Genomic DNA, 25,726 nt, shown 5'->3' with positions numbered 1-25,726 from the left:
CGCGCCTAGTCGTATTCCTCGACCCGCTCTGGCACGGCGATCTCCGGCAGTCCGAAGAAGGCGCGGGCGGTGGCAGTGGTGTGCAGGGCGGTCTGCTCGGGCGTTTCGTTGCGCAGCCGGGCCACGGTACGCAGGATCTCCGGCAGGAAGGCCGGCTCGTTGTGGCCGTGGCGTGGCTTGGGTCTAAGGGTGCGTGGCAGCAGGTAGGGGGCGTCGGTCTCCAGCATCAGCCGGCCGACCGGGATCTGGCCGACCAGCTCGTGCAGGTGCAGGCCGCGGCGTTCGTCGCAGATCCAGCCGGTGATGCCCAGGTGCAGGTCGAGATCCAGGTAGCCATAGAGCGCCTTGCGCTCGCCAGTGAAGCAGTGCACCACCGCAGCCGGCAGGTGGTCGCGGTAGTCGCGCAGGATCGCCAGCATCCGCTCGCTGGCGTCGCGCTCGTGGAGAAATACCGGGCGGCGCAATTCGGCGGCCAGCGCCAGTTGTTCCTCGAAGCAGCGCTCCTGCTGCGGACGGGGCGTGAAGTCGCGATTGAAGTCCAGGCCGCATTCGCCCAGGGCGCGCACCTTGGGCTGGCTAGCCAGGTCGCGCAGGATCTTGGCGGCAGCGGCATCCCAGGTCGAGGCCTCGTGGGGATGGACCCCGGCAGTGCTGAACAGGGCCTCACCCGCATCCAGGCGCAGGCAGAGATTCAGGGCGTTCTCGCTGTCCTCCAGGGTGGTGCCGGTGAGCACCAGTTGCACCACGCCGGCGGCCTGGGCCCGCTCGATCACCGCGTCCACCTCCTTGAGCAGGCTGGGGTGGGTGAGGTTGACGCCGATGTCGATCAATTGCATGGTGCGGACCTTCTACGAACTCTATTTCCTCATTCTATCCATAGTCCGGGTGCTATCGGCGCTGTCCCGGCCAGGTCAGGAGTCCTGGATGCCGTTTCGATTCACCCTGGCCGTGCTCGGCTGCCTGCTCGCCTGTTCCGCCCAGGCCCGTCTGGGTGCCTTGCCGCCCGAAGCCCCGCGTCACGTCGCGGCGCGCGACCTGGCTGCCATCGAGCGCGCAGGGGAATTGCGCGTGCTGGTCAACCAGAGCCGCCACAGCTCCGGTGAATGGAACGGCCAGGCGCTGGGCATCGAGTATCGGCGGCTGCAAGCCTTCGCCCGTTATCTCCAGCACCAGCCCGGTGGCCGGCCGCTACGCCTGGTGTTCGTACCCAAGGCCAAGGACGATCTGCTGCCGGCGCTGCAACGTGGCGAGGGCGATCTGGTGGCACCCGGGGAGACGCTGCTGCCGCCACCGCATTCGGCCCTGCTTGCCGCGCCGGTGGCGGCGCCCGCCAATCTGGTGGTGGTCGGCGGTCGTGGTCAGCGCCTGCCGCGGCATCTGGAGCAGTTGGCGGGGCGTCGAGTGGTCCTGCCCCAGGGCAGCGAGGCCGGTCCTGCCTTGGCGCGGCTCAATACCCAGTTGGCAAGGCGCAAGCTGAAACCGGTGCAGATCGAGTGGGCCGATCCGACCCTGGCGGTGGAAGACGTGCTGGAGCTGACCCAGGCCGGCATCTACCCGCTCAGCGTGGTCGAAGCCGGCCTGGCCCATCGCTGGGCGCGGGTACTGCCACGGCTGCGGGTGGCCGACCGGCTGGTGGTGGCCCATGACCAGGCGCAGCTCTGGTATCTGCGCGCCCCGGCGCAGCAACTCGCCGCTCGGGTACGGGCCTTCGCCCGGCAACCCCAGGCGCGGGACGACGACCAGGCCTTCCGCCAGGCCTATGCACGGCGCTACCAGGTGCGTGATCCGCTGCAGGCCCAGGATCGCAAGCGCCTGGCCCAGGTCCGGCCACTGCTGCAACGCTACGCCAAGGCCTATGACTTCGATTGGCTGACCCTGGCCGCCATGGCCTACAAGGAATCCGGTCTCGATCCCCATGCCCGTGGCGCCGGACGCGCGGCGGGGCTGCTGCAGATCACCCCGCGAGCGGCGCGCAGCGTCGGGGTGCGCAACCTGCATTCCGCCGACGACAACGTCAAGGCTGCCACCCGCTATCTGGCGCGGCTGCGGCGGGAATTCTTTTCCAGTCCGCGGCTGACCGAGCGGGAACGCCGCGCCTTCACCCTGGCGGCCTACAACCTGGGTCCGGAACGCGTCCAGGCGTTGCGGGCCAAGGCGCGCAGGCAGGGACTGGACGGCGACCGCTGGTTCTTCCAGGTCGAGCGCATCGCCGCCGAGGAGGTGGGTATCGGCGTGGTCAACTACGTGGCCAGCGTCAACAAGTACCGGGTGGCCTTCAGCCGTGAGCGGGCGCGCCTGGAGGCGCCAGCCGTGGCGACGACGAGCACCGCGGATGCTCGGCACAAGGACGGTTGAAGCCCGCTTGACAGGGCAGCCGGGCCCTCCCTAGGATGATCCCGCGCCGATTTAAACAGCAACTTGCGGGGCGCTCCCAAATACCGCTAAAGCGCTGGACGGAACAGGCCTCGTACTACCGCCCAGCTGGATCTACGAGGCGGAATTTCGTCCATGCTTCCTCTCCCGCTACGCCTTACCCCGCTGACCCAGGGCAAGCTCGCCTGCCATCCCGCCATTCTCCTCGGCGGGCCCGACCAGCCCACGTTGCTGCGCTATCTCGAAGGCTGGCCCAAGCGTTGGCCCCACAGCCGTACCCTGCAGATCCGCTTCGCCGATCAGGCCGAACAGCTGCGTGCCTTCGGCAACGACAGCTTCGACTTCGCCGTGGTGCAGTCGCCCGGCCAGGCCGGTCTCGAACCCCTGGTACGGGAACTGACTAGGGTCGCGCGCCAGGGCGTGATCACCCGGCGGCGCTAACCGTCACTCCTCGGGATAGGCGATCTCGACGATATACCAACGCTGCTCACCGGCTGGGGTCTGCAATCGCACCTCGGCGTCCAATGCCTTGCCCACCAGGGCGCGGGCCAGGGGCGAATCGATGCTGATGAGGTTCTGCTTGAGGTCCAGCTCGTCCGGACCGACGATGCGATAGCGCGCCTCGATGCCCTCGTCGTCTTCCAGGGTGACCCAGGCGCCGAAGTAGACCTTGCTCGGATCGGCCGGGCGCTCGTGGATCACCTTGAGATTCTCCAGGCGCTTGCGCAGGAAGCGCACCCGGCTGTCGATCTCGCGCAACATCTTCTTGCCGTAGATGTACTCGGCGTTTTCCGAGCGATCACCCAGGGCCGCCGCCTCGCTCACCGCCTGGGTGACCTGGGGCCGGCGCACGTTCCAGAGTTCGTGGAGTTCGGCACGCAACCGGGCTTCGCCAGCGGGGGTGATCAAGGGGGTGCCGGCGGTGCGCGGTGGTCGGTAACGGCTCATGGATCAGCTTTCTCTCAGGATCAGTAACGGACTGGCGGTGATGGCCCGCCGTGTGCCCAGCAGGCCGGCGGTTCCGACCAGCAGGGCGCCCAGCACCGGCAGCAGGAGCAACCAGGGGTGGGGCTGCCAATCCAGGTCGAAGGCCAGCCGATAGAGCAGGGCGCTGACGATCTCGCAACCGAGCGCGGCGAGCAAGCCGCTGGCACCGCCGAGCAGGATGAATTCGGTCCGTCGCGCCCGTTGCAGCAGCTCGCGCCGCGCACCCAGGGCGCGCAGCAGGGCGCCCTGGCGGATGCGCTCGTCAAGGGTCGCCTGCAAGCCGGCCAGCAGCACGGCGATGCCGGCCGCGAGCACGAACAGCAGTACGAACTCCACCGCCACGCTGACCTGGCGCAGGATGCTGCGCAACTGATCGAGCAGGGCGTCGATGGGCAGCAGGGTCACCGCCGGGAACTGCCGCGCCAGGGCCAGCAGCTCGCGGTCGTGGCCGGGCGGTAGATAGAAGCTGCCCAGGTAGGTCACCGGCACGCCCGCCAGGGCCCCCGGGGCGAAGATGACGAAGAAGTTGGGCTGGAAGTTGTCCCAGCCGACCTGACGCAGGCTGGTGACCCGCGCCTCGATCTGGCGGTCGCCGATGACGAAGCCAAGGGTATCGCCCAGGCCGACCCCCAGGCTACGCGCCAGCTCGCTTTCCAGCGAGACACCGGGCAGGTCGCCCGCCGGCACCGCATCCCACCATTGGCCGGCTTCCAGGCGATTGCCGGCCGGCAGCTCGGCCGACCAAGTCAGGTTGAGGTCGCGCCGGGTGGCGCGTCCGCCGCGGGAGTCGTCTTCCAGGCCCTCCTGGGCCGGATGCCCCTTCACGCTGACCAGGCGACCCTGGACGATGGGATAGAGCGGGCTGGCGTGGGGCGAGAGACCGGCCACCGCCGCGGCGAAGGCCTGGCGCTCGTCCGGCAGCACATTGAGCGCGAAGTGGTTGGGCGCCTCGGCCGGCAGTTGCGCCTGCCAACGCTCCAGCAATTCGCCCCGCAGCAGCACCACCAGGCTCATGGCCAGCAGGATCAGGCCGAAGGCCAGGGTCTGGCCTACCGCCGCCAGGGGGTGACGAAGCAGCTGACCCAGACCCAGGCGCCAGGCCAGGGGCGCGCCCTGCATGACCCGGCGCAGGCCACGCAGGGCCAGGTAGAGCAGGCTGCCGAACAGCAGTCCGGCGACCAGGCCGCCCACCAGCAGCGCCAGGGTCAGGCGCAGATCCAGCGACAGCCGCCACATGATCAGTCCCAGGGCGAGCAGGGCGCAGCCATAGACGGCCCAGGTGCGCAGGGGGACGGGTTGCAGATCGCTGCGCAACACCCGCAGCGGCGGCACCCGGCCCAGGGCTGCCAGCGGGGGCAGGGCGAAGCCGACCAGGGCGACCAGCCCGGTGCCCATGCCGGCCAGTGCCGGGGCGAGCCCGGCGGGTGGCAGCCGCGCCGGCAGTAGGCCATGCAGCAGCTCGAACAGCACCAGCTGCGCCAGCCAGCCGAGCAGGGCGCCGAGCAGACTGGCGGCCAGGCCCAGCAGCCCCAGTTGCAGGCCATAGAGCGTCAGGGCATCGCGCCGAGTCAGGCCGAGGCAGCGCAGCAGGGCGCTGGCATCGAAGCGCCGCGTGGCGAAGCGATTGGCCGACAGGGCCACGGCCACGCCGGCTAGCAGCACCGCCACCAGACTGGCCAAGCCCAGATAGCGTTGGGCGCGCTCCAGGGCATTGCCCAGCTGCCGATTGCCGTCGCCCGGTCCTTCGAAGCGCTGGTTGGCGGCGAGATTCGGTGTGAGGGCCTGGCGGTAGGCCGCCAGGGTGGCCGGTTCGCCGCGCCAGAGTTCTCGATAGCGCACCCGGCTGCCGGGCTGGATGACCCCAGTGGCGGCCACGTCGGCGAGATTGATCAGTACCCGTGGCGTCAGGCTATAGAAGTCGCCGGCGCGATCCGGTTCGTAGGTGAGGACCCGGGTGATGGTCAGGGGTTTGCGGCCGATGTCGAGACGGTCACCGACCTTGGCGTCCAAGGCCAGCAGCAGCCGGGGTTCCACCCAGGCCTCCCCGGGTGCCGGAGCGCCGCCCGGCTGGTCGGGGGCATCCGGCGCCGCCGCGCTGCGCACTTCGCCGCGCAAGGGAAAGTTGGTCTGCACCGCCTTGACGCTGGCCAGTTGCAAGGCCTCGGCACCGGCGGCCATGGTGCTGAAGTTGAGCGTCTGGCTGTGCTCCAGACCCAGGCGCAGGCCGGCGTCCACCTGCTCGGGGCGCGCCGGTTCGCTACCGAGCAGCACCAGGTCGGCGGCGAGGAATTCGCTGGCGCGATTTTCCATCCCGGCGCCCAGGCGCGCGGTGAAATAGCCGATGGCGACGCTGGCGGCCACGGCCACCACCAGGGCGAGGCAGAGCATGCGGATCTCGCCAGCGCGAATCTCCCGCAGGCTCTGCCGCCAGGCCAGCCCGAACAACCGCGCGAGGGGCAGACCGGCGCTCCTCATGCCGCGACCTGCCGACCGCCTTCCAGGCGCAGTTGGCGGGCGCAGCGGGCAGCCAGGCGCTCGTCATGGGTCACCAGCACCAGGGTGGTGCCGCGCTCGCGGTTGAGCTCGAATAGCAGGTCGCAGATGTGGTTGCCGGTACGGCTGTCCAGATTGCCGGTGGGCTCGTCGGCGAAGAGGATGCTTGGCCGCGGCGCGAAGGCCCGCGCCAGGGCCACCCGTTGCTGCTCGCCCCCCGAAAGCTGGCGTGGATAGTGGCGCAGTCGCTCGCCCAGGCCGACCCTTGCCAGCAGGGCGCTGGCCTCCGCGCGGGCCTCGCGTGCGCCTTCCAGCTCCAGCGGCAGCATCACGTTCTCCAGGGCGGTGAGGCTGTCGAGCAACTGGAAGGACTGGAAGACGAAGCCCACTCGCTCCGCGCGTAAGCGGGCACGGGCATCTTCGTCGAGGGCGTCCAGGCGCTGTCCGGCGAGATGCACCTCGCCGGCGCTGGGCAGATCCAGTCCGGCCAGCAGGCCGAGCAGGGTGGACTTGCCGGAACCCGAGCTGCCGACGATGGCCAAACTGTCGCCGGCCTGCACCTCCAGATCCAGCGCCTGGAGGATCGGCAGGGCGCCTTCCGCGCCCGTGACGACCTTGCTAAGGTTTCGCGCCATCAAGATGACTTCGCTCATGAGGTTTCCAATGCCGTATCCGAAAGGCCCGCAGACGGGCGGTTGTGGCGAGTTAGAGTCAAAAACCCGGGCGAAGTCCAGCGCGCCTTTGCGGCAAGGCATTGCCTGGCTGCTGGCGCTGCTCTGCCTGGTCATGACGCCGCTGGCCCTGGCGCGCACCCTGCTGGTGGTGGGCGATAGCATCAGCGCCGGCTACGGCCTGGCCGAGGGGCAGGGCTGGGTACGGCTGCTGGAGCAACGCCTGCAAGCGCAGAAGAGCGACTACCAGGTGGTGAATGCCTCCATCAGCGGCGATACCACCGCCGGTGGCCTGGCCCGGCTGCCGCCGCTGCTGGCCGAGCACCGGCCGGACGTGGTGGCCATCGAACTGGGCGGCAACGACGGCTTGCGCGGCCAGCCGCTGGCCCAGTTCCAGCGCAATCTCACCGCCCTGGTGCAGCGGGCCAAGCAGAGCGGTGCCCGCGTCCTGCTGCTGGGCATGCGCCTACCCCCCAACTACGGGCCGCGCTACACCGATGGCTTCGCCCAGGTCTATGTCGACGTGGCCAAGGCCGAAGGGGTGGCTCTGGTGCCCTTCCTGCTCGACGGGGTAGGGGGTGATCCGGCGTTCATGCAGCCGGACGGCATCCATCCACGGGCCAACGCCCAGCAGCGCCTGCTGGACAACGCCTGGCCGCAGTTGCAGCGAGTGCTGCGTGACTGAACGCCGGACTTTTCCCCGGCGGGCCTTTCCGCTAAGGTTGCGCGCCCCCGCCGGTCCGGCCGATCGACCGCCCGGCGGAACCGCCCCTGGAGTATCCCCATGTCCCGCCTTTCCCGGTCCATGCATGGCTATCAGCTGATCCAGCCCGATGCCCAGCTCGACCTGTTCGCCTGCCGCGAGGGCCGGGTCCATATCGTCGCCCGCCAGCTGGAGCTGGGCTCGCCCACGGACCGCACCCTGTGCGGCACCCTGCTGCCGGCGCGACCGCGCCTGCATCCGCTGGATCGTCGCGCGCTCGGTCTCAAGACCCTCTGCCCGGCCTGCATGGAGCGTTTGCAGGGTGCCAAACGAGGCTTGCCCAATCCGTTACAGGCTTTTTGAGGCTCTGCCGGACGCCGAGCGAGCCGTGTACAATTCGCGCCGTCACCTTTCATTGCTCCTGCAAGGATTCATCCCATGCCCGCGCGCGTTTCGACCCTGGTCGGTTCCCTCTCGCTGTTTGGTCTGTTGAGCGCGGGTACGGCGCAGGCACTGGAGTTGCCGCTGCCGCCGCCCGGCGAAGACCTGGTCGGTGAAGTTCAGGTAATCAAGGCCGCCTACGAAGATACCTTCGCCGACCTCGGCCAGAAGTATGACCTGGGCTACAACGAGATGGTCGCCGCCAACCCGGGCGTCGATGCCTGGCTGCCGGGTGCCGGTACCGAGATCGTGCTGCCGACGCGCTTCATCCTGCCGCCGGGGCCGCGTGAAGGCATCGTCATCAACATCGCCGAATACCGCATGTACTACTACCCCAAGGGTGGCCACACGGTGTTCACCTATCCGCTGGGTATCGGCCGTGAGGGCTGGGGCTCGCCGGTCGGCGTCGCCAAGGTGGTGGACAAGATCAAGGACCCGGCCTGGTATCCGCCGGAGTCCATTCGCGCCGAGCACGCCGCCGAAGGCGATCCGCTGCCCAAGGTGGTGCCGCCCGGTCCGGACAACCCCCTCGGCCCCTACAAGATCCGCCTGACGATGCCGGGCTACCTGATCCACGGCTCGGACCGCAAGTTCGGGATCGGTACCCAGACCAGCCACGGCTGCTTCCGCATGTACAACTTCAACGTCACCGAACTGGTGGGCATGCTGCCGATCGGCACCCCGGTGCGCATCATCGACGAGCCTTACAAGTTTGGCGTGAGCGGCGGCAAGCTGTACCTGGAAGCCCACCAGCCGGTGAATCTCAAGGGCGATCCGACCGAGATCGATCGCCAGGCCGCAGTGGTCAATGCGCTGATCAAGCGTGACGACCTGCTGCAAGCCAACAGCGCGGTGAACTGGAATACCGTGCGCGATGTGGTGCAGGGCCAGGACGGCCTGCCGGTGGAAATCGCCGACCTGCCCGCCGGGGTGGCTCCGGGGACGGTGGCCAAGGCGCCTGCCAAGACCCTGTGATGCCGGCCGGAGGCGCCCAGCGAGGCGCCTCCGAGCAGCCAAACAAAAAGCCCGCCATCGAGATGGCGGGCTTTTTGTTTGCTCCGGGAAAGGCGACTGTTGCCACTCGCCTTCCCAGCCGGGGCGCTTACTTGCGGCTGGCTTTTTCCAGCATACGCAGGGCGCGCTCGTTGGCTTCGTCAGCGGTCTGCTGAGCTTTCTGAGCGGCGGCCAGGGCCTCGTCAGCGTGACGGTAGGCTTCATCAGCACGAGCCTGAGCGCGGGCAGCGGCGTCTTCGGTAGCGGTCAGGCGAGCTTCGCTTTCCTTGTTAGCGGTGCTGCAACCAGTGGCCAGAGCAGCGGCCAGAGCCAGGGCGGCGAATTTCAGAGCGTTGTTCATCGTAAACCCCTTGAGGTAGACATCCTGTTTTAAGGTCAATTTTCCAAGTGGAAAATTGCGGCTACATACTACTCATTACCGGTCGTAAGTAAACTGAGCGAACCCGTTGAAAGAGGAATTTTTGCGGAAATTCTTCTCTCAGGCTCCGTGCGCTCACCAAGAACGCTTGCGACCGGTATCAGCCACAGCTTTGATGGCGGAAAGCCTAGAACGTTTCAGAACGTTAGAGGATAGGCGAAAGATGTCAAGCGAGCTGAGGCTGCGTGCGGGGGATGGCGCCTGTTATAGTCGGTTTTTACGGTGCGACGGCTGGTTAGAACCTGCCTCTTCCGTGGAGGTCTGACGCGCTGTGGCTCAGACCTGCACAGGAAGGGTGCGTTCTCGTCTTCGGGTGTCATCGATAACAATGGATAAGGCGGAGCCAAACCGCCAAGGAGTAGTCATGAACGAATCCCTGCAGGTGGAGCACGATGAGGCCAATCATCAGTTCCATCTTTCTGTCGACGGCCAGCGCGCCTATCTCGCCTACATGGATCTGGGCAAGCAGACGATGGATTTCTATCGCACCTTCGTCCCCGATGCCCTGCGTGGGCGCGGCCTGGCGGCGCGACTGACCGAGCACGCGCTGAACTACGCCGAGAGCCGCGGCTACAGCGTCATTCCCTCCTGCTCCTACGTCGAGCACTATCTCGAGCGCCGCGGCCAGGTCACACCCTTGGCCTGAAGCGGAACACAAAAAAACGCCGGGCTTAGCCCGGCGTTTTCGTCTGTGCCCTGGATCAGTCGCGGGCGCGACGCGGCAACACGTCCTTGAGCTTGCGGTGCATGTCGAGAATGCTCTTCTCGGTCATGGCCCAGTCGATGCACGCATCCGTCACCGAGACGCCATACTCCAGCTGCGACAGGTCCGCCGGGATCGGCTGGTTGCCGAAGCCCAGGTGGCTTTCCACCATCAGGCCGACGATGGAGGTGTTGCCCTCGACGATCTGGTTGGCGACGTTGTCCATTACCAGCGGTTGCAGGGCGGCGTCCTTGTTGGAGTTGGCGTGGCTGCAATCGACCATGATGTTCGGCTTGACCTTGGCCTTGACCAGCGCCTGCTCGCACAGGGTGACGCTGACCGAATCGTAGTTCGGCTTGCCGTTACCACCGCGCAGCACCACGTGGCCGTAGGGGTTGCCCTTGGTCATCACCACCGAGACCTGGCCGCGCTGGTCGATGCCGAGGAAGCGGTGCGGGCTGGAGACCGACTGCAGGGCGTTGATGGCGACCGTGAGGCTGCCGTCGGTGCCGTTCTTGAAGCCGACCGCGGAGGAGAGGCCAGAGGCCATCTCGCGGTGGGTCTGGGATTCGGTGGTGCGCGCGCCGATGGCCGACCAGCTGATCAGGTCCTGCAGGTACTGGGGCGAGATCGGGTCCAGGGCTTCAGTGGCGGTGGGCAGGCCCTTTTCCGCCAGGTCCAGCAGCAGCTGGCGACCGATGTGCAGGCCGTCCTGGATCTTGAAGGAGTCGTCCAGGTAGGGGTCGTTGATGAGGCCCTTCCAGCCCACGGTGGTGCGGGGCTTCTCGAAGTAGACGCGCATGACCAGATAGAGGGTATCGCTCACCTGGGCAGCCAGGGTCTTGAGGCGCTCGGCGTATTCGTGGGCGGCCTTGATGTCATGGATCGAGCAGGGGCCGATCACCACGAAGAGACGGTGGTCCTTGCCGTCGAGGATGTCGCGGATGACCTGGCGGCCCTGGGCGACGGTGTCAGCGGCGAGATCGCTCAGCGGGATCTCCTGCTTGAGCTGCTCGGGGGTGATCAGCGGCTCGTTGGCTTCGATGTTGAGGTCATTAAGGCGGGGCTGTGCGGCCATGGTGCTACTCGTCGGTCACGGCGCTGCGACAGGTCGGGGCCCGCGCAGGCAAAATGCAAAAGAAGGGTGGGGCACCTTAACGCTTGTACCGCCCGCTCACAATGGCTACGACGTGATTGGCGACGCCAGCGGCGTACTTTGACGATGATCGCAACGGGGTTGGCGATGGAACTGGATGATGGGACGGCGGATGCCGTGTTGCTGGCGGCGGCAGGGCGCTCCTTGCTGATCTTCACCAGCGTCGGCTGCGCCAGCTGCCGTCTGGCGCGGCAGGTGCTGCCGGCAGCGCGGCTGCCGGTGGAACGCCTGTACTGGGTGGATGCCGAGCGCAGCGGCGGCCTGGTGCAGCGCTATGGCGTCTTCCATCTGCCGGCGCTGTTCCTGGTGCGCGACGGCGACTTCCTCGGCCCGGTGCAGGCGCCGCTGCGGGAGCCGGCGCTGGTGGCGGCCATCGAGGCGGCGGAAGGCCGCGAGCCCGAGGAGCTGCCCTGAGCGGCTACCCGGGTTGGTAGGACTTTCCAGGCTGCGACCGCCGAATGCCCGAGGGGGCTCTAGCGCGTGGTTCCCGGCGAAACTGGCAATAGGCTGCTAGGCTGAAAGAGCTAACCCGCGTCGGACCGGCCAGGTCGGGTGACCTTGCCAGGAGGAATCGTGATCCGCTCCCTGCTCTATGCCACGGACCTGGGCCTGTGTTCGTCCTATGTCTTCCAGCACGCCTTGAACCTGGCACGCATCCACCAGGCCAGGCTGTACGTCGTCCATGTCGTCGAACCCCTCGGTCTGTTGGCATCCACTCTGCTGCAACAGCATCTGGACGGGGAGTCCCTCGATCGCCTGCGCAACGGCGGACTGGACCTGGTGCTGGAGACCATCGAGCAACAGGTCTTCGAATCCCTGCGCGAAGACCTGCTGGAGACCCCGGCGACCCTGGGCCTGGTGCGGGCCGTACGGGTGCTCCAGGGGGACCCGCCGCTGATCATCCTCAAGCAGGCCCAGGAGTTCGCCGCCGATCTGCTGGTGATCGGCAGTCGCAGCCAGGGCGACGATCAGGTCGCGCCGCTGGGGCGGACGGCCAGCCGCCTGCTGCAGACGGCCCGCATCCCCATCTATCTGGTGCCGCTGCGTCAGGGCTGATTGGCGGGACAGTCGCTCATGCCTCTGAGCGACTTAATTCGATTTTGGTCTAGAAAAAGCTTAAGGGCTGCATTACTGTTATATGCTTGCGCATGGGTTAGCGAGGAACAGGCATGAAGCTGCAACAGTTGCGATACATCTGGGAAGTCGCCCACCACGATCTGAACGTTTCTGCCACCGCCCAGAGTCTCTATACCTCGCAGCCCGGCATCAGCAAGCAGATCCGCCTGCTCGAGGACGAGCTCGGGGTCGAGGTGTTCGCCCGCAGCGGCAAGCACCTGACCCGGGTAACGCCCGCAGGCGAGCGGATCATCCAGACCGCTGGCGAGATCCTGCGCAAGTGCGAGAGCATCAAGCAGATCGCCCAGGAATTCTCCAACGAGCGCAAGGGCACCCTGTCCATCGCCACCACCCACACCCAGGCGCGCTATGCGCTGCCGGACGTGATCAGCGAATTCATCAAGCAGTATCCGGACGTGGCCTTGCACATGCACCAGGGCTCGCCGACCCAGATCGCCGAGATGGCCGCCGACGGCACCGTGGACTTCGCCATCGCCACCGAAGGCCTGGAGCGCTTCAACGATCTGGTGATGATGCCCTGCTATCGCTGGAACCGCTGCGTCATCGTGCCCCAGGGCCACCCCCTGGCCAAGGTGGAGCACCTTACCCTGGAACACTTGGCGGAACAGCCGCTGGTGACCTACGTCTTCGGTTTCACCGGCCGCTCCAAGCTCGACGAGGCCTTCGCCCGTCACGGCCTGGAGCCCAACGTGGTGCTGACCGCGGCGGACGCCGACGTGATCAAGACCTATGTGCGCCTCGGCCTGGGCGTGGGGATCGTCGCCGACATGGCGGTGGATCTCAAGGCCGATGCCGACCTGGTCTGCCTGGACGCCAGCCACCTCTTCGAAGCCAGCGTGACCAAGATCGGCCTGCGCCGCGGCACCTTCCTGCGCGGCTTCATGTGCGACTTCATCGGCCGCTTCGCCCCGCACCTGACCCGTGACGTGCTGACCGAGGCCATGCAGACGCCAACGCGCCAGGAGCTGGAGACCCTGTTCCATGGGGTGACGCTGCCTACGTATTGAGGTGCCTTTTTAGCGGCGTTATCGCGGCCATGGGCCGCTCCTACAGGGCGTGATGCTTTTGTAGGAGCGGCCGCATCGGCGGCCCGCCATGGCGGCGATAGAGGCATTACCCCGCCAACCGCCACTGCTCCAGCAGCAGCTGCGCCGCCGCCGACAGCCCCGCGCCCTGGCGCACCAGGATCGAATAGGGCTCGTTGCGGGTGCGCTGGACCACCGGCAGGCGGCGCAGCAGGCCGTGTCTTTCGCCGAACTGGGCGATGTCGCTGGGCAGCATGGCCACCTGGTTGGCGTCTTCCTGCAGCAGGCCGAGCAGGGTGAAGGTCGAGGAGGTTTCCACCGGATAGCGGGGAAACTCCAGCTCGGCCGCGCGAAATTCCCGTTCCAGGGTCAGGCGCATGGGCAGGTTGGCCGGATAGACGATCCAGCGACTGTCGACCAGCTCGGCGAGTCCCAGTGTCTCCGACTTCGCCAGTGGATGGCGCGGATGGCAGACGATCTCCAGCCGCTCTTCGCGCACCTCCAGGCAGTCATAGGCATCCGGCCGGCGGCTGACGCTGCTGCGGCAGATGGCCAGTTCGATGCGACCGGCGTCGAGCAGGTCGAGCAGGCGCACGCTGGTGTCCTCGATGATCTCGATCCCCAGCTGGGGTTGCGCCGCGCCCAGGCGCGACACCGCGGCGATCAGCCGGGGCACGGCGCCCATGATCACCCCCACCGCCAGACGACCCCCTTCGCCCTGGAGAATGCCGAGCATCTCTTCGCGCAGATGGGCCAGGTCGCTCTCGATCAGCCGCGCATAGCGGATCACGCAGCGGCCCAGGTCATTGGGCTGCAGGCCCTGGTGGGTGCGCAGGAAGAGGGTGGCACCCAGGGTGCTCTCGATCTCGTGCAGGGCCTTGGTGGCGCCGGGCTGGGAGATGGCGATGCGTTCGGCGGCCTTGTGCAGCGAGCCTTCCTCGTCGAGGGCGATCAGCAGGCGCAGTTGCCGCAGGCGCAGACGGGAGGCGATGGAGCCCAGGGATGGCAGCATGGGAATAACCGTTGGTTATCGCGGGATAGGGAGCTCTCATTAGGCAGGCCCCGTAGCGCCGAGTAAAGTCTCCTTCAGGCGATAACCAACAAGGAGAATGCCATGCACCTGATTCAGTTCGAAGACCAACAGGGCCAACGCCGCGTCGGTGTGGTCGAGCGCGGTAAAGTCCAGCAGGTCCGCGGCGCGACCAGCACCCGGACTTTGGCGCTGCAGGCCATTCGTGCCGGCGTTTCGCTGGAGTCCCAGGTGCAGACGTTGGGCCTGGAGCCCGGCCCAGCCTATGCCGAATTGCTCGATGCCGGTCGCCTGTTGCCGCCGCTGGATCATGAGGACCCAGCGCACTGCCTGGTCACCGGGACAGGTCTGACCCACCTGGGCAGCGCCGCCACCCGCGACAAGATGCACCAGCAGAACAGCCAGGAAGAGTCCAAGCTGACCGACTCCATGCGCATGTTCAAATGGGGTGTGGAGGGCGGTCGGCCTGCAGCGGGCACTGCCGGTGCCCAGCCGGAATGGTTCTATAAGGGCGATGGCGGCATCCTGGTGCGTCCGGGCGGCGACATCCCGCTGCCGGAATTCGCCGAGGACGCCGGTGAAGAGCCTGAACTGACCGGTCTCTATGTGATCGGCGACGACGGCAAGCCCTATCGGCTGGGTTATGCGGTGGGCAACGAGTTCTCCGATCACGTGATGGAGCGCAAGAACTATCTCTACCTGGCCCATTCCAAGCTACGCTACTGCAGCTTCGGACCGGCCTTGCGCACCGGTGAACTGCCGCGCCACCTGGCAGGTACCAGCCGTATCCGTCGCGGCGAGCAGGTGGTCTGGGAGAAGGAATTCCTCTCAGGCGAGGACAACATGTGCCACAGCCTGGAGAACCTGGAGTATCACCACTTCAAGTACGCGCAGTTCCTGCGTCCGGGCGATGTCCATGTGCATTTCTTCGGCACGGCGACCCTGTCCTTCGCCGATGGCATCCGCGTCGAGCCAGGCGACAGATTCGAGATCGCGGTGCCGGAATTCGGCGAGCCGCTGAGCAATGGCGTCAGGGCAGGCACGGCAGCCTTCCAGCCCGGACAGGTCCGCCAGCTCTGATAGTTGTATGATGACTGCTGACTATGCGAATGCTAGAGTGGGTATCGCACAGGCTGGCCCGGCCGCTCGGACATTGAGCGTGCCACCTTTTCGAAGGCCGTCCCAGGTGGGCGGTCTTCCCTGAACCCCTAGGTATAAGGAGTCGAGAACAATGCAGATCCAAGGCAAGAACTACATCGGTGGCGCTCGCAGCGGCGAGGGCGAGGTGCGGGTCTACAGCATCGACGCCACCACCGGCGATCAGTTGCCCTACGAATTCTTCCAGGCGTCGCCGGCCGAGGTCGATGCCGCCGCCCGCGCCGCCGAGCAGGCCGCGCCTCTGTACCGCAAGCTGAGCGCCGAAAAACGCGCCACCTTCCTCGACGCCATCGCCGACGAACTGGATGCCCTGGGCGACGACTTCGTCCAGCTGGTCTGCCAGGAAACCGCGCTGCCGGCTGGCCGCATCCAGGGTGAGCGCGGTCGTACCAGCGGCCAGATGCGCCTGTTCGCCAAGGTGCTGCGCCGGGGTGACTTCCACGGTGCGCGCATCGATACCGCGCTGCCCGACCGTAAGCCGCTGCCGCGCCCTGACCTGCGTCAGTACCGTATCGGTCTGGGTCCGGTGGCCGTGTTCGGCGCCAGCAACTTCCCGCTGGCCTTCTCCACCGCTGGCGGCGACACCGCTGCGGCCCTGGCCGCCGGTTGCCCGGTGGTGTTCAAGGCCCACAGCGGCCACATGGTCACCGCCGAATACGTGGCCGACGCCATCATTCGCGCTGCCGAGAAGACCGGCATGCCCAAGGGCGTGTTCAACATGATCTATGGCGGTGGCGTGGGCGAGCAGTTGGTCAAGCACCCGGCCATCCAGGCGGTGGGTTTCACCGGTTCCCTGCGCGGCGGTCGCGCCCTGTGTGACATGGCCGCGGCCCGTCCGCAACCGATCCCGGTGTTCGCCGAGATGTCCAGCATCAACCCGGTGGTGGTCCTGCCCGAGGCGCTCAAGGCCCGTGGCGACGCCATCACCGGCGAACTCGCGGCCTCCGTGGTCCTGGGCTGCGGTCAGTTCTGCACCAATCCGGGTCTGGTCATCGGCCTGCGTTCGCCGGAGTTCAGCGCCTTCCTCGAGCGTCTGGCCGGTGCCATGAACGAGCAGGCGCCCCAGACCATGCTCAATCCGGGCACCCTGAAGAGCTACGAGAAGGGCGTCGCGGCGTTGCTGGCCCATTCCGGCGTGCAACACCTGGCCGGTGCCAAGCAGGAAGGCAACCAGGCGCGTCCGCAACTGTTCAAGGCTGATGTGAGCCTGCTGCTGGAAAACGACGAGTTGCTGCAGGAAGAAGTCTTCGGCCCCACCACCGTGGTGGTCGAGGTGGCTGACGAAGCCCAGCTGCACCAGGCGCTGCAAGGTCTACACGGCCAGCTGACCGCGACCCTGCTGGCCGAGCCGGCCGATCTGCAACGCTTCGAGGCCATCATCGGCCTGCTGGAGCAGAAGGCCGGGCGCCTGCTGCTTAATGGCTATCCCACCGGGGTGGAAGTCTGTGACGCCATGGTCCACGGTGGTCCCTATCCGGCGACCTCCGATGCCCGCGGCACCTCGGTCGGCACCCTGGCCATCGACCGCTTCCTGCGCCCGGTGTGCTACCAGAACTATCCGGATGCCTTCCTCCCGGAAGCCCTGCAGAACGCCAACCCGCTGGGCATCCAGCGCCTGGTGAACGGCGAGAACACCAAGGCGGCGATCTGATCGTAGTGCTTTGAGGTGGTAAGAAACCCGGCGTCGTGAGGCGCCGGGTTTTTTATTGGGTGATGGGAAGGGGCGGGACAGTGGAAAAGGCTGCGCCGTTTTCCACGCTACGAGGGCGAGGGGCGCTCCGGACTAGCCCCCTCTCCCTCTGGGAGAGGGCTGGGGTGAGGGAAACGGAGCTGCCCCTTGCCTAAGCGATGCCCCTACTTGTCGGAAAACTTGAAGATCGTCGTCTGGGTGTAGGTCTGGCCGGGGTCCAGGCGGGTGGTGGGGAAGTTCGGCTGGTTCGGGGCGTCCGGATAGTGCTGGGTTTCCAGGGTGAAGGCACCCCAGTGGCCGTAGGTCTTGCCGGCCTTGCCCTTGATGTTCCCCTCCAGGAAGTTGCCGGTATAGAACTGCACGCCCGGTTCGGTGGTGTAGAGGGTCAGGGTGCGGCCGGAACCCGGGTCGGTCACCACGGCAGCGGCCTTCTGTAGATCGCCAGCGGTGTTAAGCACCCAGTTGAAGTCATAGCCACCCTGCTTGGGTTCGGCGTACTTCAACTGCTGGTTGTCGTCGGCGATGTGCTTGCCGATGGCGGTGGGCTTGCGGAAGTCCATGGGCGTGCCGGCCACTGGCGGCAGTTCGCCGGTGGGGATCAGCTTGGCGGTCACCGGGGTGTATTTGTCGGCATTGAGCATCGCCACCTGCTTGAGCACGGTGCCGCTGCCGGCGCCCGCCAGGTTGAAGTAGCTGTGGTTGGTCAGGTTGAGCACCGTCGGCTTGTCGGTGGTGGCGCGGTACTTGAGGGTCAGCTGGTTGTGCTCGTCCAACTGGTAGGTCACCTGGGTGGTGAGGGTACCGGGAAAGCCCATCTCGCCATCGGGAGAAACATAGCTCAGGGTCACGCCGACCCAGCCGTCGCCCTTGGCCGGCTCGGCCTTCCACACCTTGGTGTTGAAGCCCTGGGGCCCGCCGTGCAGGGCGTTGGTCTTGTCGTTCTGGGGGATCTGGTAGGTCTTGCCGTCGAGGCTAAAGCGGCCCTCGGCGATGCGGTTGCCGAAACGGCCGATGGTGGCGCCGAAGAATACCGTGGGGTTGTCGAGATAACCCTGGACGTCATCGAAGCCCAGCACCACGTCTTCGCTGTGGCCCTTGCGGTCGGGCACCTTGAGCGCCTGTAGCACGCCACCGTAGGTGATGACGGTGGCCTGCATGCCGTGGCTGTTGGTCAGGACGAACTTCTCGATGGGGGTGCCATCGGGCAGCTTGCCGAAGCTCGACTGCTGGCTGCTGAGGCCGGCCGCCTGGGCGGTAAGGGTGCTGATCATGAGTGACAGTCCAAGTCCGGTGAGGGCTAACGTGCGTTTCATCTCGACCACCTTTTCGGTTTGTTGTTGTGCAAGGCTGGGTCAGGTGACCCAGGAGTCGGAGGAGAGGCGGTGAAGCCCCTCACCCCAACCCTCTCCCGGCGGGAGAGGGGGTAGAGCGGGTCAATGGGAGTGGCGTGGCACCTCGGCGCCACGGCAGCCGACCAGGAAGTCGAAGTCGCAGCCTTCGTCGGCCTGCAGCACGTGGTTGACGTAGAGACGGCGATAACCGCCGGCCAACAGCTGTTCCGCCGGCGGTTGCCAGTCGGCCAGGCGCGCGGCCAGTTCTTCGTCGGGGATATCGAGGTGCAGGCGCCCGGAGGCGCAGTCCAGCTCGATCATGTCGCCCTCGCGGACCACCGCCAGCGGGCCACCGGCCGACGCCTCGGGGGCTACGTGCAGCACCACGGTGCCGTAGGCGGTGCCGCTCATGCGGGCGTCGGAGATCCGCACCATGTCGGTGATGCCCTTGGCCAGCAGCTTGGGCGGCAGACCCATGTTGCCCACCTCGGCCATGCCCGGATAACCCTTGGGTCCGCAGTTCTTCAGCACCATCACGCAGGTCTCGTCGATGTCCAGGTCCGGATCGACGATGCGCGCCTTGTAGTCTTCCAGATTCTCGAACACCACCGCGCGACCGCGATGCTGCATGAGCGCCGGGGTCGCAGCCGAGGGCTTGAGCACCGCGCCCTTGGGCGCCAGGTTGCCGCGCAATACGCAGATGCCACCGTCGGCGCGCAGGGGGTTGTCCAGGGCGCGGATGACTTCGTCGTCGCCGTAGATAGGGGCCTCGGCGCAGTTGGCCCAGAGGCTCTTGCCGTTGGCGGTCAGGGCTTCGGGATGGGGCAGCAGGTTGGCTTCACCCAGGCGGCGGATCACCGCCGGCAGGCCGCCGGAATAATAGAACTCTTCCATCAGGAAGCGTCCGGAGGGCTGCAGGTCGACGATGGTGGGGGTGCCGCGACCGACCCGGGTCCAGTCGTCCAGCTCCAGGTCCACGCCGATGCGGCCGGCGATGGCCTTAAGGTGGATCACCGCGTTGGTGGAACCGCCGATGGCGGCGTTGACGCGGATGGCGTTCTCGAAGGCTTCCTTGGTGAGGATTTTCGACAGCCGCAGGTCTTCCTCCACCATCTCGACGATGCGCATGCCGGACAGGTGCGCCAGCACGTAGCGGCGCGAATCCACCGCCGGGATGGCGGCGTTGTGCGGCAGCGAGGTGCCCAGGGCTTCCGCCATGCAGGCCATGGTGGAGGCGGTACCCATGGTGTTGCAGGTACCGGCCGAACGCGACATCCCGGCTTCGGCGGAGAGGAATTCGTTGAGGTCGATGGCGCCCGCCTTGTAGGCCTCGTGCATCTGCCAGACGATGGTGCCGGCGCCGATGTCGCGGCCATGGTGCTTGCCGTTGAGCATGGGGCCACCGGTGACGACGATGGCCGGCACGTCACAGCTGGCGGCGCCCATCAGCAGGGCCGGCGTGGTCTTGTCGCAGCCGGTCAGCAGTACCACGGCGTCCACCGGGTTGCCGCGGATGGCTTCTTCCACGTCCATGCTGGCCAGGTTGCGAGTCAGCATGGCGGTGGGTCTGAGGTTGGATTCGCCGTTGGAGAACACCGGGAATTCCACCGGGAAGCCGCCGGCTTCGTAGATGCCGCGCTTGACGTGTTCGGCGATCTTGCGGAAGTGGGCGTTGCAGGGGGTCAGCTCGGACCAGGTGTTGCAGATGCCGATGACCGGCTTGCCCTGGAATTCATGGTCCGGGATGCCCTGGTTCTTCATCCAGCTGCGGTACATGAAGCCGTTCTTGTCGTTGCTGCCGAACCACTGGGCGGAGCGGAGCGGGCGTTTGGGCGTGGTCATTGTCTTGTCCTCGGGCATTTCACGGGCAAAGCGGTCCCCAGCACGGCGCACCTGGCGCCGCGGGGGAGGGCAGAGTCTGGGTTTAGCGCTGCTTGAAGCGGTCGATGACCACGGCCAGCAGCAGGATGGTTCCGCGGATGACGTACTGGTAGAAGGTGTCGATGTTCTTCAGGTTCATGGCGTTCTCGATGATCGCCAGGATCAGCACGCCGGCGATCACGTGGCGGATCATGCCGATGCCGCCCGCCAGGGAAACCCCGCCCAGCACGCAGGCGGAGATCACCGTGAGTTCGAAGCCCTGGCCGATCATCGGCTGGCCGGAGGTCATGCGCGAGGCCAGCACCACGCCGGCCAGGGCGCCGATCACCCCGTGCATGGCGAAGATGATGATCTTGGTGCGGTCGACGTGGACACCGGCCAGCAGCGCGGCTTCCTCGTTGCCACCGATGGCCATGGTGTTGCGACCGAAGGTGGTGTAGTTGAGCAGCCAGCCAAAGAACAGGATGCACAGCAGGGTGATGACGATGGGCACCGGCAGGCCGAACAGCTGGCCGTTACCGAACACGAAGAACTGCTCCTGGGAGACGCCCACGGCCTTGCCGTCGGAGAAGATGTAGCCGAGGCCGCGGACGATTTGCATGGTCGCCAGCGTGGTGATAAGGGCGTTGATCTTGAGCTTGGCGATCACCAGGCCGTTGATCAGCCCTACCACCAGACCCATGGCCAGGGCGGCGGCGACACCGAGCAAGACGCTGTCGAAATCACGCATCACCACCGCCGCGACCACCCCGGCGCAGGCGATCACCGAACCCACCGAGAGGTCGAAGTGGCCGGAGGCCAGGCAGAACAGCATGGTGCAGGCGGCAATGCCCACGGTGGAGATCGCCAGGCCCAGACCGCGCATGTTCAGCGGCGAGAGGAAGTTCTGCACGAACAGCGCGCAGAGGGCGAAGATGACCACGGCGGCCAGCATCATGGCCCAGTCGTCGAGGAAACGACGGGTGTCGAAGCCGCGGCGCGGCGGGGTCAGGCTGTGGGGTTGGGCGGACATGGACTGGACCTCTGTTCTTGTCTTGTTGTCAGGCCGTTCAGGCACGGGTACGGGGCAGGGCGAGCTGCAGCAGGCGCTCGTCGTTGAAGTCGGCGCGGGCCACCTCGCCGGTGATGGCGCCTTCGCTCATCACCAGGATGCGATCGGCCACGCCCATGACTTCCATCAGGTCGCTGGAGACCACCACCACGGCGATGCCGCGGGCGGCGAGGTCGTGGATGATGGCGTAGATCTCCGACTTGGCGCCCACGTCGATGCCGCGGGTGGGCTCGTCGAGCAGCAGCACCTGCATGGGCATCGACAGCCAGCGCCCGAGGATGGCCTTCTGCTGGTTGCCGCCGGAGAGATTCTTGATCTTCTGCCCGGCATGGGGCGTCTTCACGTTCAGCGCGCGAATCTGCTTTTCGGCATTGGCCTTTTCCCAGCGACCCTGGATCAGGCAGCCGAGGCTGGCGTGATGGGCGCGGGCGCTGATGTTGATGTTCTCGGCCACGCTGGCCAGGGGCACGATGCCTTCCTTCTTGCGATCTTCCGGGCAGAGCAGGATGCCGGCGGCGATGGCGTCACGCGGGGATTTCAGGCTGACCGGCGCACCCTTGAGACTCAGGCTGCCGGCCTGTTGCTTTTCCAGACCCGCCAGCAGGCGCAGCAGCTCGGTCCGCCCGGCACCGACCAGGCCGAATAGGCCGAGGATCTCGCCCTGGCAGACCTCGAAGCCCACCGGTTGCTGCAGGCCCTGGCCCAGCAGGCCCTCGACCTTGAGGCAGCCGCCGCCGATCGCGCGCGGGCGGTAGTCATAGATGTCGGCGAGATCGCGGCCGACCATCAGGGTGATCAACTGGTCGGGGGTGATGTCGGTCAGGCGCTCGATGGTGCGCACGTGGCGACCGTCTTTGAACACCGTGACCGCGTCGCAGATGCGGAAGACTTCTTCCATGCGGTGAGAGACATAGAGCACCACCCGGCCTTCGTCGCGCAGCCGGGCGATGATGGTCATCAGCCGATCGGTCTCGCGGGCGGACAGGGAGCTGGTGGGCTCGTCGAAGGCGATGACGCGGGCGCCCCGGGAGAGCGCCTTGGCGATCTCCACCAACTGGCGCTGGCCGAGCGACAGGCGCCCAACCTTGGTATTGGGGTCGATCTCTTCGGCCAGTCCCTTGAGCAGGTCCAGCGCCTGGCGCCGCAGGTGGCCGCGATTGACGATGCCGTAGCGCGCCGGCAGATGTCCGAGAAAGAGATTTTCGGCGACGGTCATCTCCGGCACCAGCTGCAGTTCCTGCTGGATCACGGCGACGCCGGCGCGGATGGCTTCGGCGGTGCTCTTGAATACCAGTTCCTGGCCATCGATGTTGAGGTGGCCGGTGGTGGGGGCGTGGTAGCCGCTGAGAATTTTCAGCAGGGTCGACTTGCCGGCGCCGTTCTCGCCCATGAGGGCATGCACCGAGCCGGGACGCACGCTGAAGGAGATATCGGTGAGCGCCTTGACGCCAGGAAAGGTCTTGCCGATGCCGACGAAGCCGAGGCTGTCGGCGCTGCGCGCGGTGGTTTGTTCCAGGGCTGCCATGGTGAGGCCACTCCTGTCAGAAAGAAGAGGGTGGCGGCGCCAGCATGGGCGCCGCCGGGGTCATCACTTCCAGAGGCCGATCTTTTCCAGCTCCTGCTGGAAATTGGCGCGGGTGATGAGGGTGACCTTGTCCATCGCGGTGTACTTGGGCGGTTCCTTACCGGTGGTGACCCATTCGTACATCATGCTGGCGGTCTGGTAGCCCTCTTCGTGGGGGCTGGGTAGCATGGAGCCGAAGAAGCCGCTGTTGGGTTTCTTCAGTTCACCGATGGCATCGGTGCCGTTGATGCCGATGCCGATCACCTGGTCGGCCTTGAAGCCGGCGCTTTCGGTGGCGCGCACGCCGCCCAGCACGGTGTTGTCGTTCATGCCGCCGATGATCAGGTGCTTGGCGCCCGAGGGCAGCTTGACCAGCGCCGAGTTGGTGGCGTCCATGCTCCCGGGTACGTCGAGGGTCTTCTGCGGCGCGAAGATGATGTGGTCGGCGGGCAGGCCGGCCTTCTTCAGTGAATCCACCGAGCCATCGGTGCGCTTCTTGCCGGTGTCCAGTTCGTTGTAGGTGTTGATCACCGCGTAGGTGTCATCCCACTTCCAGCCACGCTTCTCGGCTTCGGCGGCCATGGCGGCGCCCTGCTGCTGGCCGACCTCGAAGGCGGCCATGCCCAGGTAGGGCACGTCTTCCATGAACTTGCCCTTGGCGTCGACGAAGCGGTCGTCCACCGCCATCACCTTCAGGTCGTTGAGCTTGGCCTTGGCCACGATGGCTGGGCCGAGCGCCACGTCGGGCGGGCAGATCACGAAGCCCTTGGCGCCGTTGGCGGCCAGGCTATCGATGGCGGCGAGGGTCTTCTCGCCGTCGGGTACGGCGATCTTGAGCAGGGTGAACCCCTTGTCCTTGGCAGCTTTCTCGGCGAAGGCCCACTCGGTCTGGAACCAGGGCTCCTCGGGTTGCTTGACCAGGAAACCGATCTTGACCGGATCGGCGGCAAAGGCGGATAGCGACAGGCTGACGGCACCGGCAGCGAGGGCGGCACGCAGCAGGGAACGAACTCCCGGGACGCGGAACATAGCTGGAACTCCTTGTTTTTATTGGTGTGGCCAGGCAATGCGAGGCGGCGGGCCGTCGTGATGGAGGTCAGACGACACCGCTCTTCATTGATATTATGATTGGATGGGTGCGGGTGCAAGAAAAAGGTGACGAGATTTTTCTTCACCTCTGTCACCAAGCTGTTACATAGGGCTGGGAGCGAAAAGGCGCCGCAGAGGGGCGCCCGGTTCGGTAGGATGAATCAGCCGGCGAATCTGTGGCAGGGCATGCCGGCGACAGGGGCAGGCGCACTCAGGATGGCGCCGTCGAGGGTGCCGTCGGCCGCCGCGCTGGTGACGAACAGGGTGCGCAAGTCCGGTCCACCGAAGACGCAACTGGTGGGGCGCTGGATGGGCAGTTCGACGATCTCCAGCAGCTCGCCCTCCGGCGAGAAGCGCAGCAGGCAGTTGCCATCCCAACGTGCATTCCACACGCAGCCTTCGCTATCGATGGCCGAGCCATCCGGCGAGCCGCGCTCGTGGGGACCGGCCCAGACGGTGGGGGTGCCCAGGTTGCCCGCGGCATCCAGCGGATAGCGATAGAGGGTGTCCTTCAGGGTGTCGGCGCTGATGACGTGGTGGTCCGTCGCGCTCCACACCAGGGTGTTGGCGATGCCCAGATCGCTGGCGTGGCGGCTGACACTGCCGTCCGGATCGATGCGGAACAGCCCGCCCGAATGCCGGTCGATGGCCACGTCGCCGCCCTGGGCATCCAGGTTGTTCTGCATGGTGCCCAGCCAGAGGCGGCCCTCGGCATCGCAACGGGCCTCGTTACCGCGATTGCCTGGATCGGGATCGGCGACGCAGAAGAGCTCCAGCGCGGGACGCTCTTCGGGGGAGTCGAGATCGAGGCGGAAGACCCCATCCGGCAGGGTCACCAGGGCGTCGCCGCGCACCGTGGGAATGAAGGCGGAGCAGGGGCGATCCAGCTGCCATTCCTGATACTGCTCGCCGCGCAGGCGGCAGGCCTTGAAGCCGGCGATGTCCACCCAGTAGAGCGCCTGGGTCTGCTGATCCCAGAAGGGGCCTTCCGCCAGTTTGAAGCGCTGGGGAAGTAGCGGCTGCCAGTCCATCGTTCACCTCTCTTGTTATGGCGTGACGGGAAATCCAGGTATAGGAACCTGGACGAGCGAGGAGGTTGCGCAGGCGGGGCGTCAGTCGGTGTAGCGCGCCAGGGTCACGGCGGCGCTGTCGATCAGCATCATGCAGGCCCAGACGGCACGGGCGGAATCGCGGGAGGCGATGCCGTTGGCCAGGTCCTTGTGCAGCGGGAGGGTGCGCCGCAATTCGGCCGGATCGGCGGATGACAGGGTAAAGGAAGCGGCCAGCAGGGCGCCCAGCGCGGGCACCATCTGCTCGATGAACTGATTGTGGCTGGCGGCCAGAACGCATTCGTGGAAGTGTTGATCGGCAGCATTGTAGTCGCCGCCGTCCAGCGAGGCTTCCAGCTGCTGGTAAGCGACCTGGATTGCCTTGACCTGATCGGGCGTGGCCCTCTCGCAGGCCCAGCGCACCGCCGCCGGTTCGATGGCGTGGCGCAGGTCCAGCAGGTCCTTGACGAAATGGGCGGGCAGGCCGCCGGTGGCCAGCCAGCCCACCACCTGGGTGTCGAACAGATTCCAGCGACTCAGCGGCAGGACGCGAGTACCGACCTTGGGGCCGACCTCCAGCATGCCCTTGGCCGCCAGGGTCTTGATCGCCTCGCGCAGGATGGTACGGCTTACGCCGAGTTCCTGGCAGAGCTCCGCCTCTACCTTCAGCGCGCTACCCGGAGGAAATTGCCCGGCCGCGAGACGCTGGCCGAGCTGTTCAACGGTAGAGGCGTGGTAGCTGCTGGACATGAGGTCGTACCG

General features: G+C 66.6%; 25 protein-coding genes. 11 read left to right on the top strand and 14 right to left on the bottom strand.

Features of this window, described 5'->3' with window-relative positions; genetic code table 11:
* Positions 1-5 precede the first annotated feature (5 nt).
* Entirely contained in the window at positions 6-836 is an 831-nt protein-coding gene (locus tag QZ471_RS05845; protein ID WP_295461703.1) for a TatD family hydrolase, read from the bottom strand.
* A gap of 88 nt (positions 837-924) precedes the next feature.
* Between QZ471_RS05845 and QZ471_RS05840 the strand changes: the two genes are divergently transcribed.
* Both QZ471_RS05840 and QZ471_RS05835 read left to right on the top strand, forming a co-directional pair.
* A complete protein-coding gene (locus tag QZ471_RS05840; protein ID WP_295461701.1) occupies positions 925-2,355 on the top strand; it encodes a transglycosylase SLT domain-containing protein in 1,431 nt (476 codons plus the stop codon).
* A gap of 153 nt (positions 2,356-2,508) precedes the next feature.
* The gene (locus tag QZ471_RS05835) at positions 2,509-2,814 is read left to right on the top strand and encodes a hypothetical protein (protein WP_295461699.1); all 306 of its coding nucleotides are present in this window, start codon (positions 2,509-2,511) and stop codon (positions 2,812-2,814) included.
* A gap of 3 nt (positions 2,815-2,817) precedes the next feature.
* Here the strand turns inward: QZ471_RS05835 and greB are convergent, their stop codons facing one another.
* From greB to QZ471_RS05820, 3 genes are read right to left on the bottom strand one after another with little or no spacing between them, the layout of a single operon-like run.
* Complete coding sequence (gene greB, locus QZ471_RS05830; RefSeq protein WP_295461697.1) at positions 2,818-3,321, bottom strand: transcription elongation factor GreB; 504 nt, start codon at positions 3,319-3,321, stop codon at positions 2,818-2,820.
* 3 nt (positions 3,322-3,324) lie between these two features.
* Complete coding sequence (locus QZ471_RS05825) at positions 3,325-5,835, bottom strand: FtsX-like permease family protein (RefSeq protein ID WP_295461695.1); 2,511 nt, start codon at positions 5,833-5,835, stop codon at positions 3,325-3,327.
* Positions 5,832-6,506, bottom strand: a complete 675-nt coding sequence (locus QZ471_RS05820; RefSeq protein ID WP_295461693.1) for an ATP-binding cassette domain-containing protein — start codon at positions 6,504-6,506, stop codon at positions 5,832-5,834. Before QZ471_RS05820 ends, QZ471_RS05825 begins: the two co-directional genes overlap by 4 nt.
* A gap of 133 nt (positions 6,507-6,639) precedes the next feature.
* Between QZ471_RS05820 and QZ471_RS05815 the strand changes: the two genes are divergently transcribed.
* From QZ471_RS05815 to QZ471_RS05805, 3 genes are all read left to right on the top strand, one after another.
* A complete protein-coding gene (locus tag QZ471_RS05815; RefSeq protein ID WP_295462178.1) occupies positions 6,640-7,209 on the top strand; it encodes an arylesterase in 570 nt (189 codons plus the stop codon).
* Between the two features lie 99 nt (positions 7,210-7,308).
* Positions 7,309-7,590, top strand: coding sequence for a hypothetical protein (locus QZ471_RS05810; RefSeq protein ID WP_059226706.1), 282 nt, complete (start codon positions 7,309-7,311; stop codon positions 7,588-7,590).
* A 75-nt stretch (positions 7,591-7,665) separates the two neighbouring features.
* Positions 7,666-8,643 (top strand): L,D-transpeptidase family protein, encoded by a 978-nt coding sequence (locus QZ471_RS05805; protein WP_295461690.1) that lies wholly within the window; start codon positions 7,666-7,668, stop codon positions 8,641-8,643.
* 127 nt (positions 8,644-8,770) lie between these two features.
* Here QZ471_RS05805 and QZ471_RS05800 read toward each other — a convergent pair whose 3' ends face one another.
* Complete coding sequence (locus QZ471_RS05800; RefSeq protein WP_007160560.1) at positions 8,771-9,022, bottom strand: Lpp/OprI family alanine-zipper lipoprotein; 252 nt, start codon at positions 9,020-9,022, stop codon at positions 8,771-8,773.
* A 442-nt stretch (positions 9,023-9,464) separates the two neighbouring features.
* Here QZ471_RS05800 and QZ471_RS05795 point away from each other — a divergent pair, with 442 nt between their 5' ends.
* Positions 9,465-9,746 carry a GNAT family N-acetyltransferase gene (locus QZ471_RS05795; protein ID WP_295461686.1) on the top strand — a complete coding sequence of 94 codons (282 nt, stop codon included), beginning with the start codon at positions 9,465-9,467 and terminating at the stop codon, positions 9,744-9,746.
* A 55-nt stretch (positions 9,747-9,801) separates the two neighbouring features.
* On the opposite strand, the gene QZ471_RS05790 is transcribed toward QZ471_RS05795, so the two are convergent.
* On the bottom strand, positions 9,802-10,881 hold the full coding sequence (locus QZ471_RS05790) for a 3-deoxy-7-phosphoheptulonate synthase (protein WP_295461684.1): 1,080 nt from the start codon (positions 10,879-10,881) through the stop codon (positions 9,802-9,804).
* Between the two features lie 165 nt (positions 10,882-11,046).
* On the opposite strand from QZ471_RS05790, the gene QZ471_RS05785 reads away from it, so the two are divergent.
* The 3 genes from QZ471_RS05785 (at position 11,047) to cysB (ending at position 13,103) form a co-directional block, all read left to right on the top strand.
* Positions 11,047-11,373: a thioredoxin family protein gene (locus QZ471_RS05785; protein WP_295461682.1), complete on the top strand. Its 327-nt coding sequence runs from the start codon at positions 11,047-11,049 to the stop codon at positions 11,371-11,373.
* A gap of 159 nt (positions 11,374-11,532) precedes the next feature.
* Positions 11,533-12,015, top strand: a complete 483-nt coding sequence (locus QZ471_RS05780; RefSeq protein ID WP_295461680.1) for a universal stress protein — start codon at positions 11,533-11,535, stop codon at positions 12,013-12,015.
* A gap of 113 nt (positions 12,016-12,128) precedes the next feature.
* Positions 12,129-13,103: an HTH-type transcriptional regulator CysB gene (cysB, locus tag QZ471_RS05775; protein WP_295461678.1), complete on the top strand. Its 975-nt coding sequence runs from the start codon at positions 12,129-12,131 to the stop codon at positions 13,101-13,103.
* 106 nt (positions 13,104-13,209) lie between these two features.
* Here cysB and QZ471_RS05770 read toward each other — a convergent pair whose 3' ends face one another.
* On the bottom strand, positions 13,210-14,133 hold the full coding sequence (locus QZ471_RS05770; protein WP_295461676.1) for a LysR family transcriptional regulator: 924 nt from the start codon (positions 14,131-14,133) through the stop codon (positions 13,210-13,212).
* Positions 14,134-14,235: 102 nt separating this feature from the next.
* Here QZ471_RS05770 and araD1 point away from each other — a divergent pair, with 102 nt between their 5' ends.
* Both araD1 and QZ471_RS05760 read left to right on the top strand, forming a co-directional pair.
* The gene (gene araD1 / locus QZ471_RS05765) at positions 14,236-15,231 is read left to right on the top strand and encodes an AraD1 family protein (protein WP_295461674.1); all 996 of its coding nucleotides are present in this window, start codon (positions 14,236-14,238) and stop codon (positions 15,229-15,231) included.
* Positions 15,232-15,382: 151 nt separating this feature from the next.
* Positions 15,383-16,960, top strand: coding sequence for an aldehyde dehydrogenase (NADP(+)) (locus QZ471_RS05760; protein WP_295461672.1), 1,578 nt, complete (start codon positions 15,383-15,385; stop codon positions 16,958-16,960).
* Between the two features lie 203 nt (positions 16,961-17,163).
* Here QZ471_RS05760 and QZ471_RS05755 read toward each other — a convergent pair whose 3' ends face one another.
* The 7 genes from QZ471_RS05755 to QZ471_RS05725 all read right to left on the bottom strand — a co-directional run bounded on the left by QZ471_RS05755 (position 17,164) and on the right by QZ471_RS05725 (position 25,714).
* Entirely contained in the window at positions 17,164-18,312 is a 1,149-nt protein-coding gene (locus tag QZ471_RS05755; RefSeq protein WP_295461670.1) for an aldose epimerase family protein, read from the bottom strand.
* Positions 18,313-18,432: 120 nt separating this feature from the next.
* Complete coding sequence (locus tag QZ471_RS05750) at positions 18,433-20,172, bottom strand: IlvD/Edd family dehydratase (protein WP_295461668.1); 1,740 nt, start codon at positions 20,170-20,172, stop codon at positions 18,433-18,435.
* A gap of 82 nt (positions 20,173-20,254) precedes the next feature.
* The gene (gene araH / locus QZ471_RS05745; RefSeq protein ID WP_295461666.1) at positions 20,255-21,223 is read right to left on the bottom strand and encodes an L-arabinose ABC transporter permease AraH; all 969 of its coding nucleotides are present in this window, start codon (positions 21,221-21,223) and stop codon (positions 20,255-20,257) included.
* Positions 21,224-21,260: 37 nt separating this feature from the next.
* Positions 21,261-22,787 carry an L-arabinose ABC transporter ATP-binding protein AraG gene (araG, locus tag QZ471_RS05740; protein WP_295461664.1) on the bottom strand — a complete coding sequence of 509 codons (1,527 nt, stop codon included), beginning with the start codon at positions 22,785-22,787 and terminating at the stop codon, positions 21,261-21,263.
* A 63-nt stretch (positions 22,788-22,850) separates the two neighbouring features.
* A complete protein-coding gene (locus QZ471_RS05735) occupies positions 22,851-23,855 on the bottom strand; it encodes a substrate-binding domain-containing protein (protein ID WP_295461662.1) in 1,005 nt (334 codons plus the stop codon).
* Positions 23,856-24,076: 221 nt separating this feature from the next.
* A complete protein-coding gene (locus QZ471_RS05730; RefSeq protein ID WP_295461660.1) occupies positions 24,077-24,946 on the bottom strand; it encodes an SMP-30/gluconolactonase/LRE family protein in 870 nt (289 codons plus the stop codon).
* 81 nt (positions 24,947-25,027) lie between these two features.
* Positions 25,028-25,714 carry a FadR/GntR family transcriptional regulator gene (locus tag QZ471_RS05725; protein WP_295461658.1) on the bottom strand — a complete coding sequence of 229 codons (687 nt, stop codon included), beginning with the start codon at positions 25,712-25,714 and terminating at the stop codon, positions 25,028-25,030.
* Between the last annotated feature and the right edge of the window lie 12 nt (positions 25,715-25,726).

The sequence above is a fragment of the uncultured Pseudomonas sp. genome, assembly GCF_913774235.1.
Classification (GTDB): Bacteria; Pseudomonadota; Gammaproteobacteria; order Pseudomonadales; family Pseudomonadaceae; genus Chryseomonas.
This window is presented reverse-complemented; position numbering and strand designations above follow the sequence as displayed.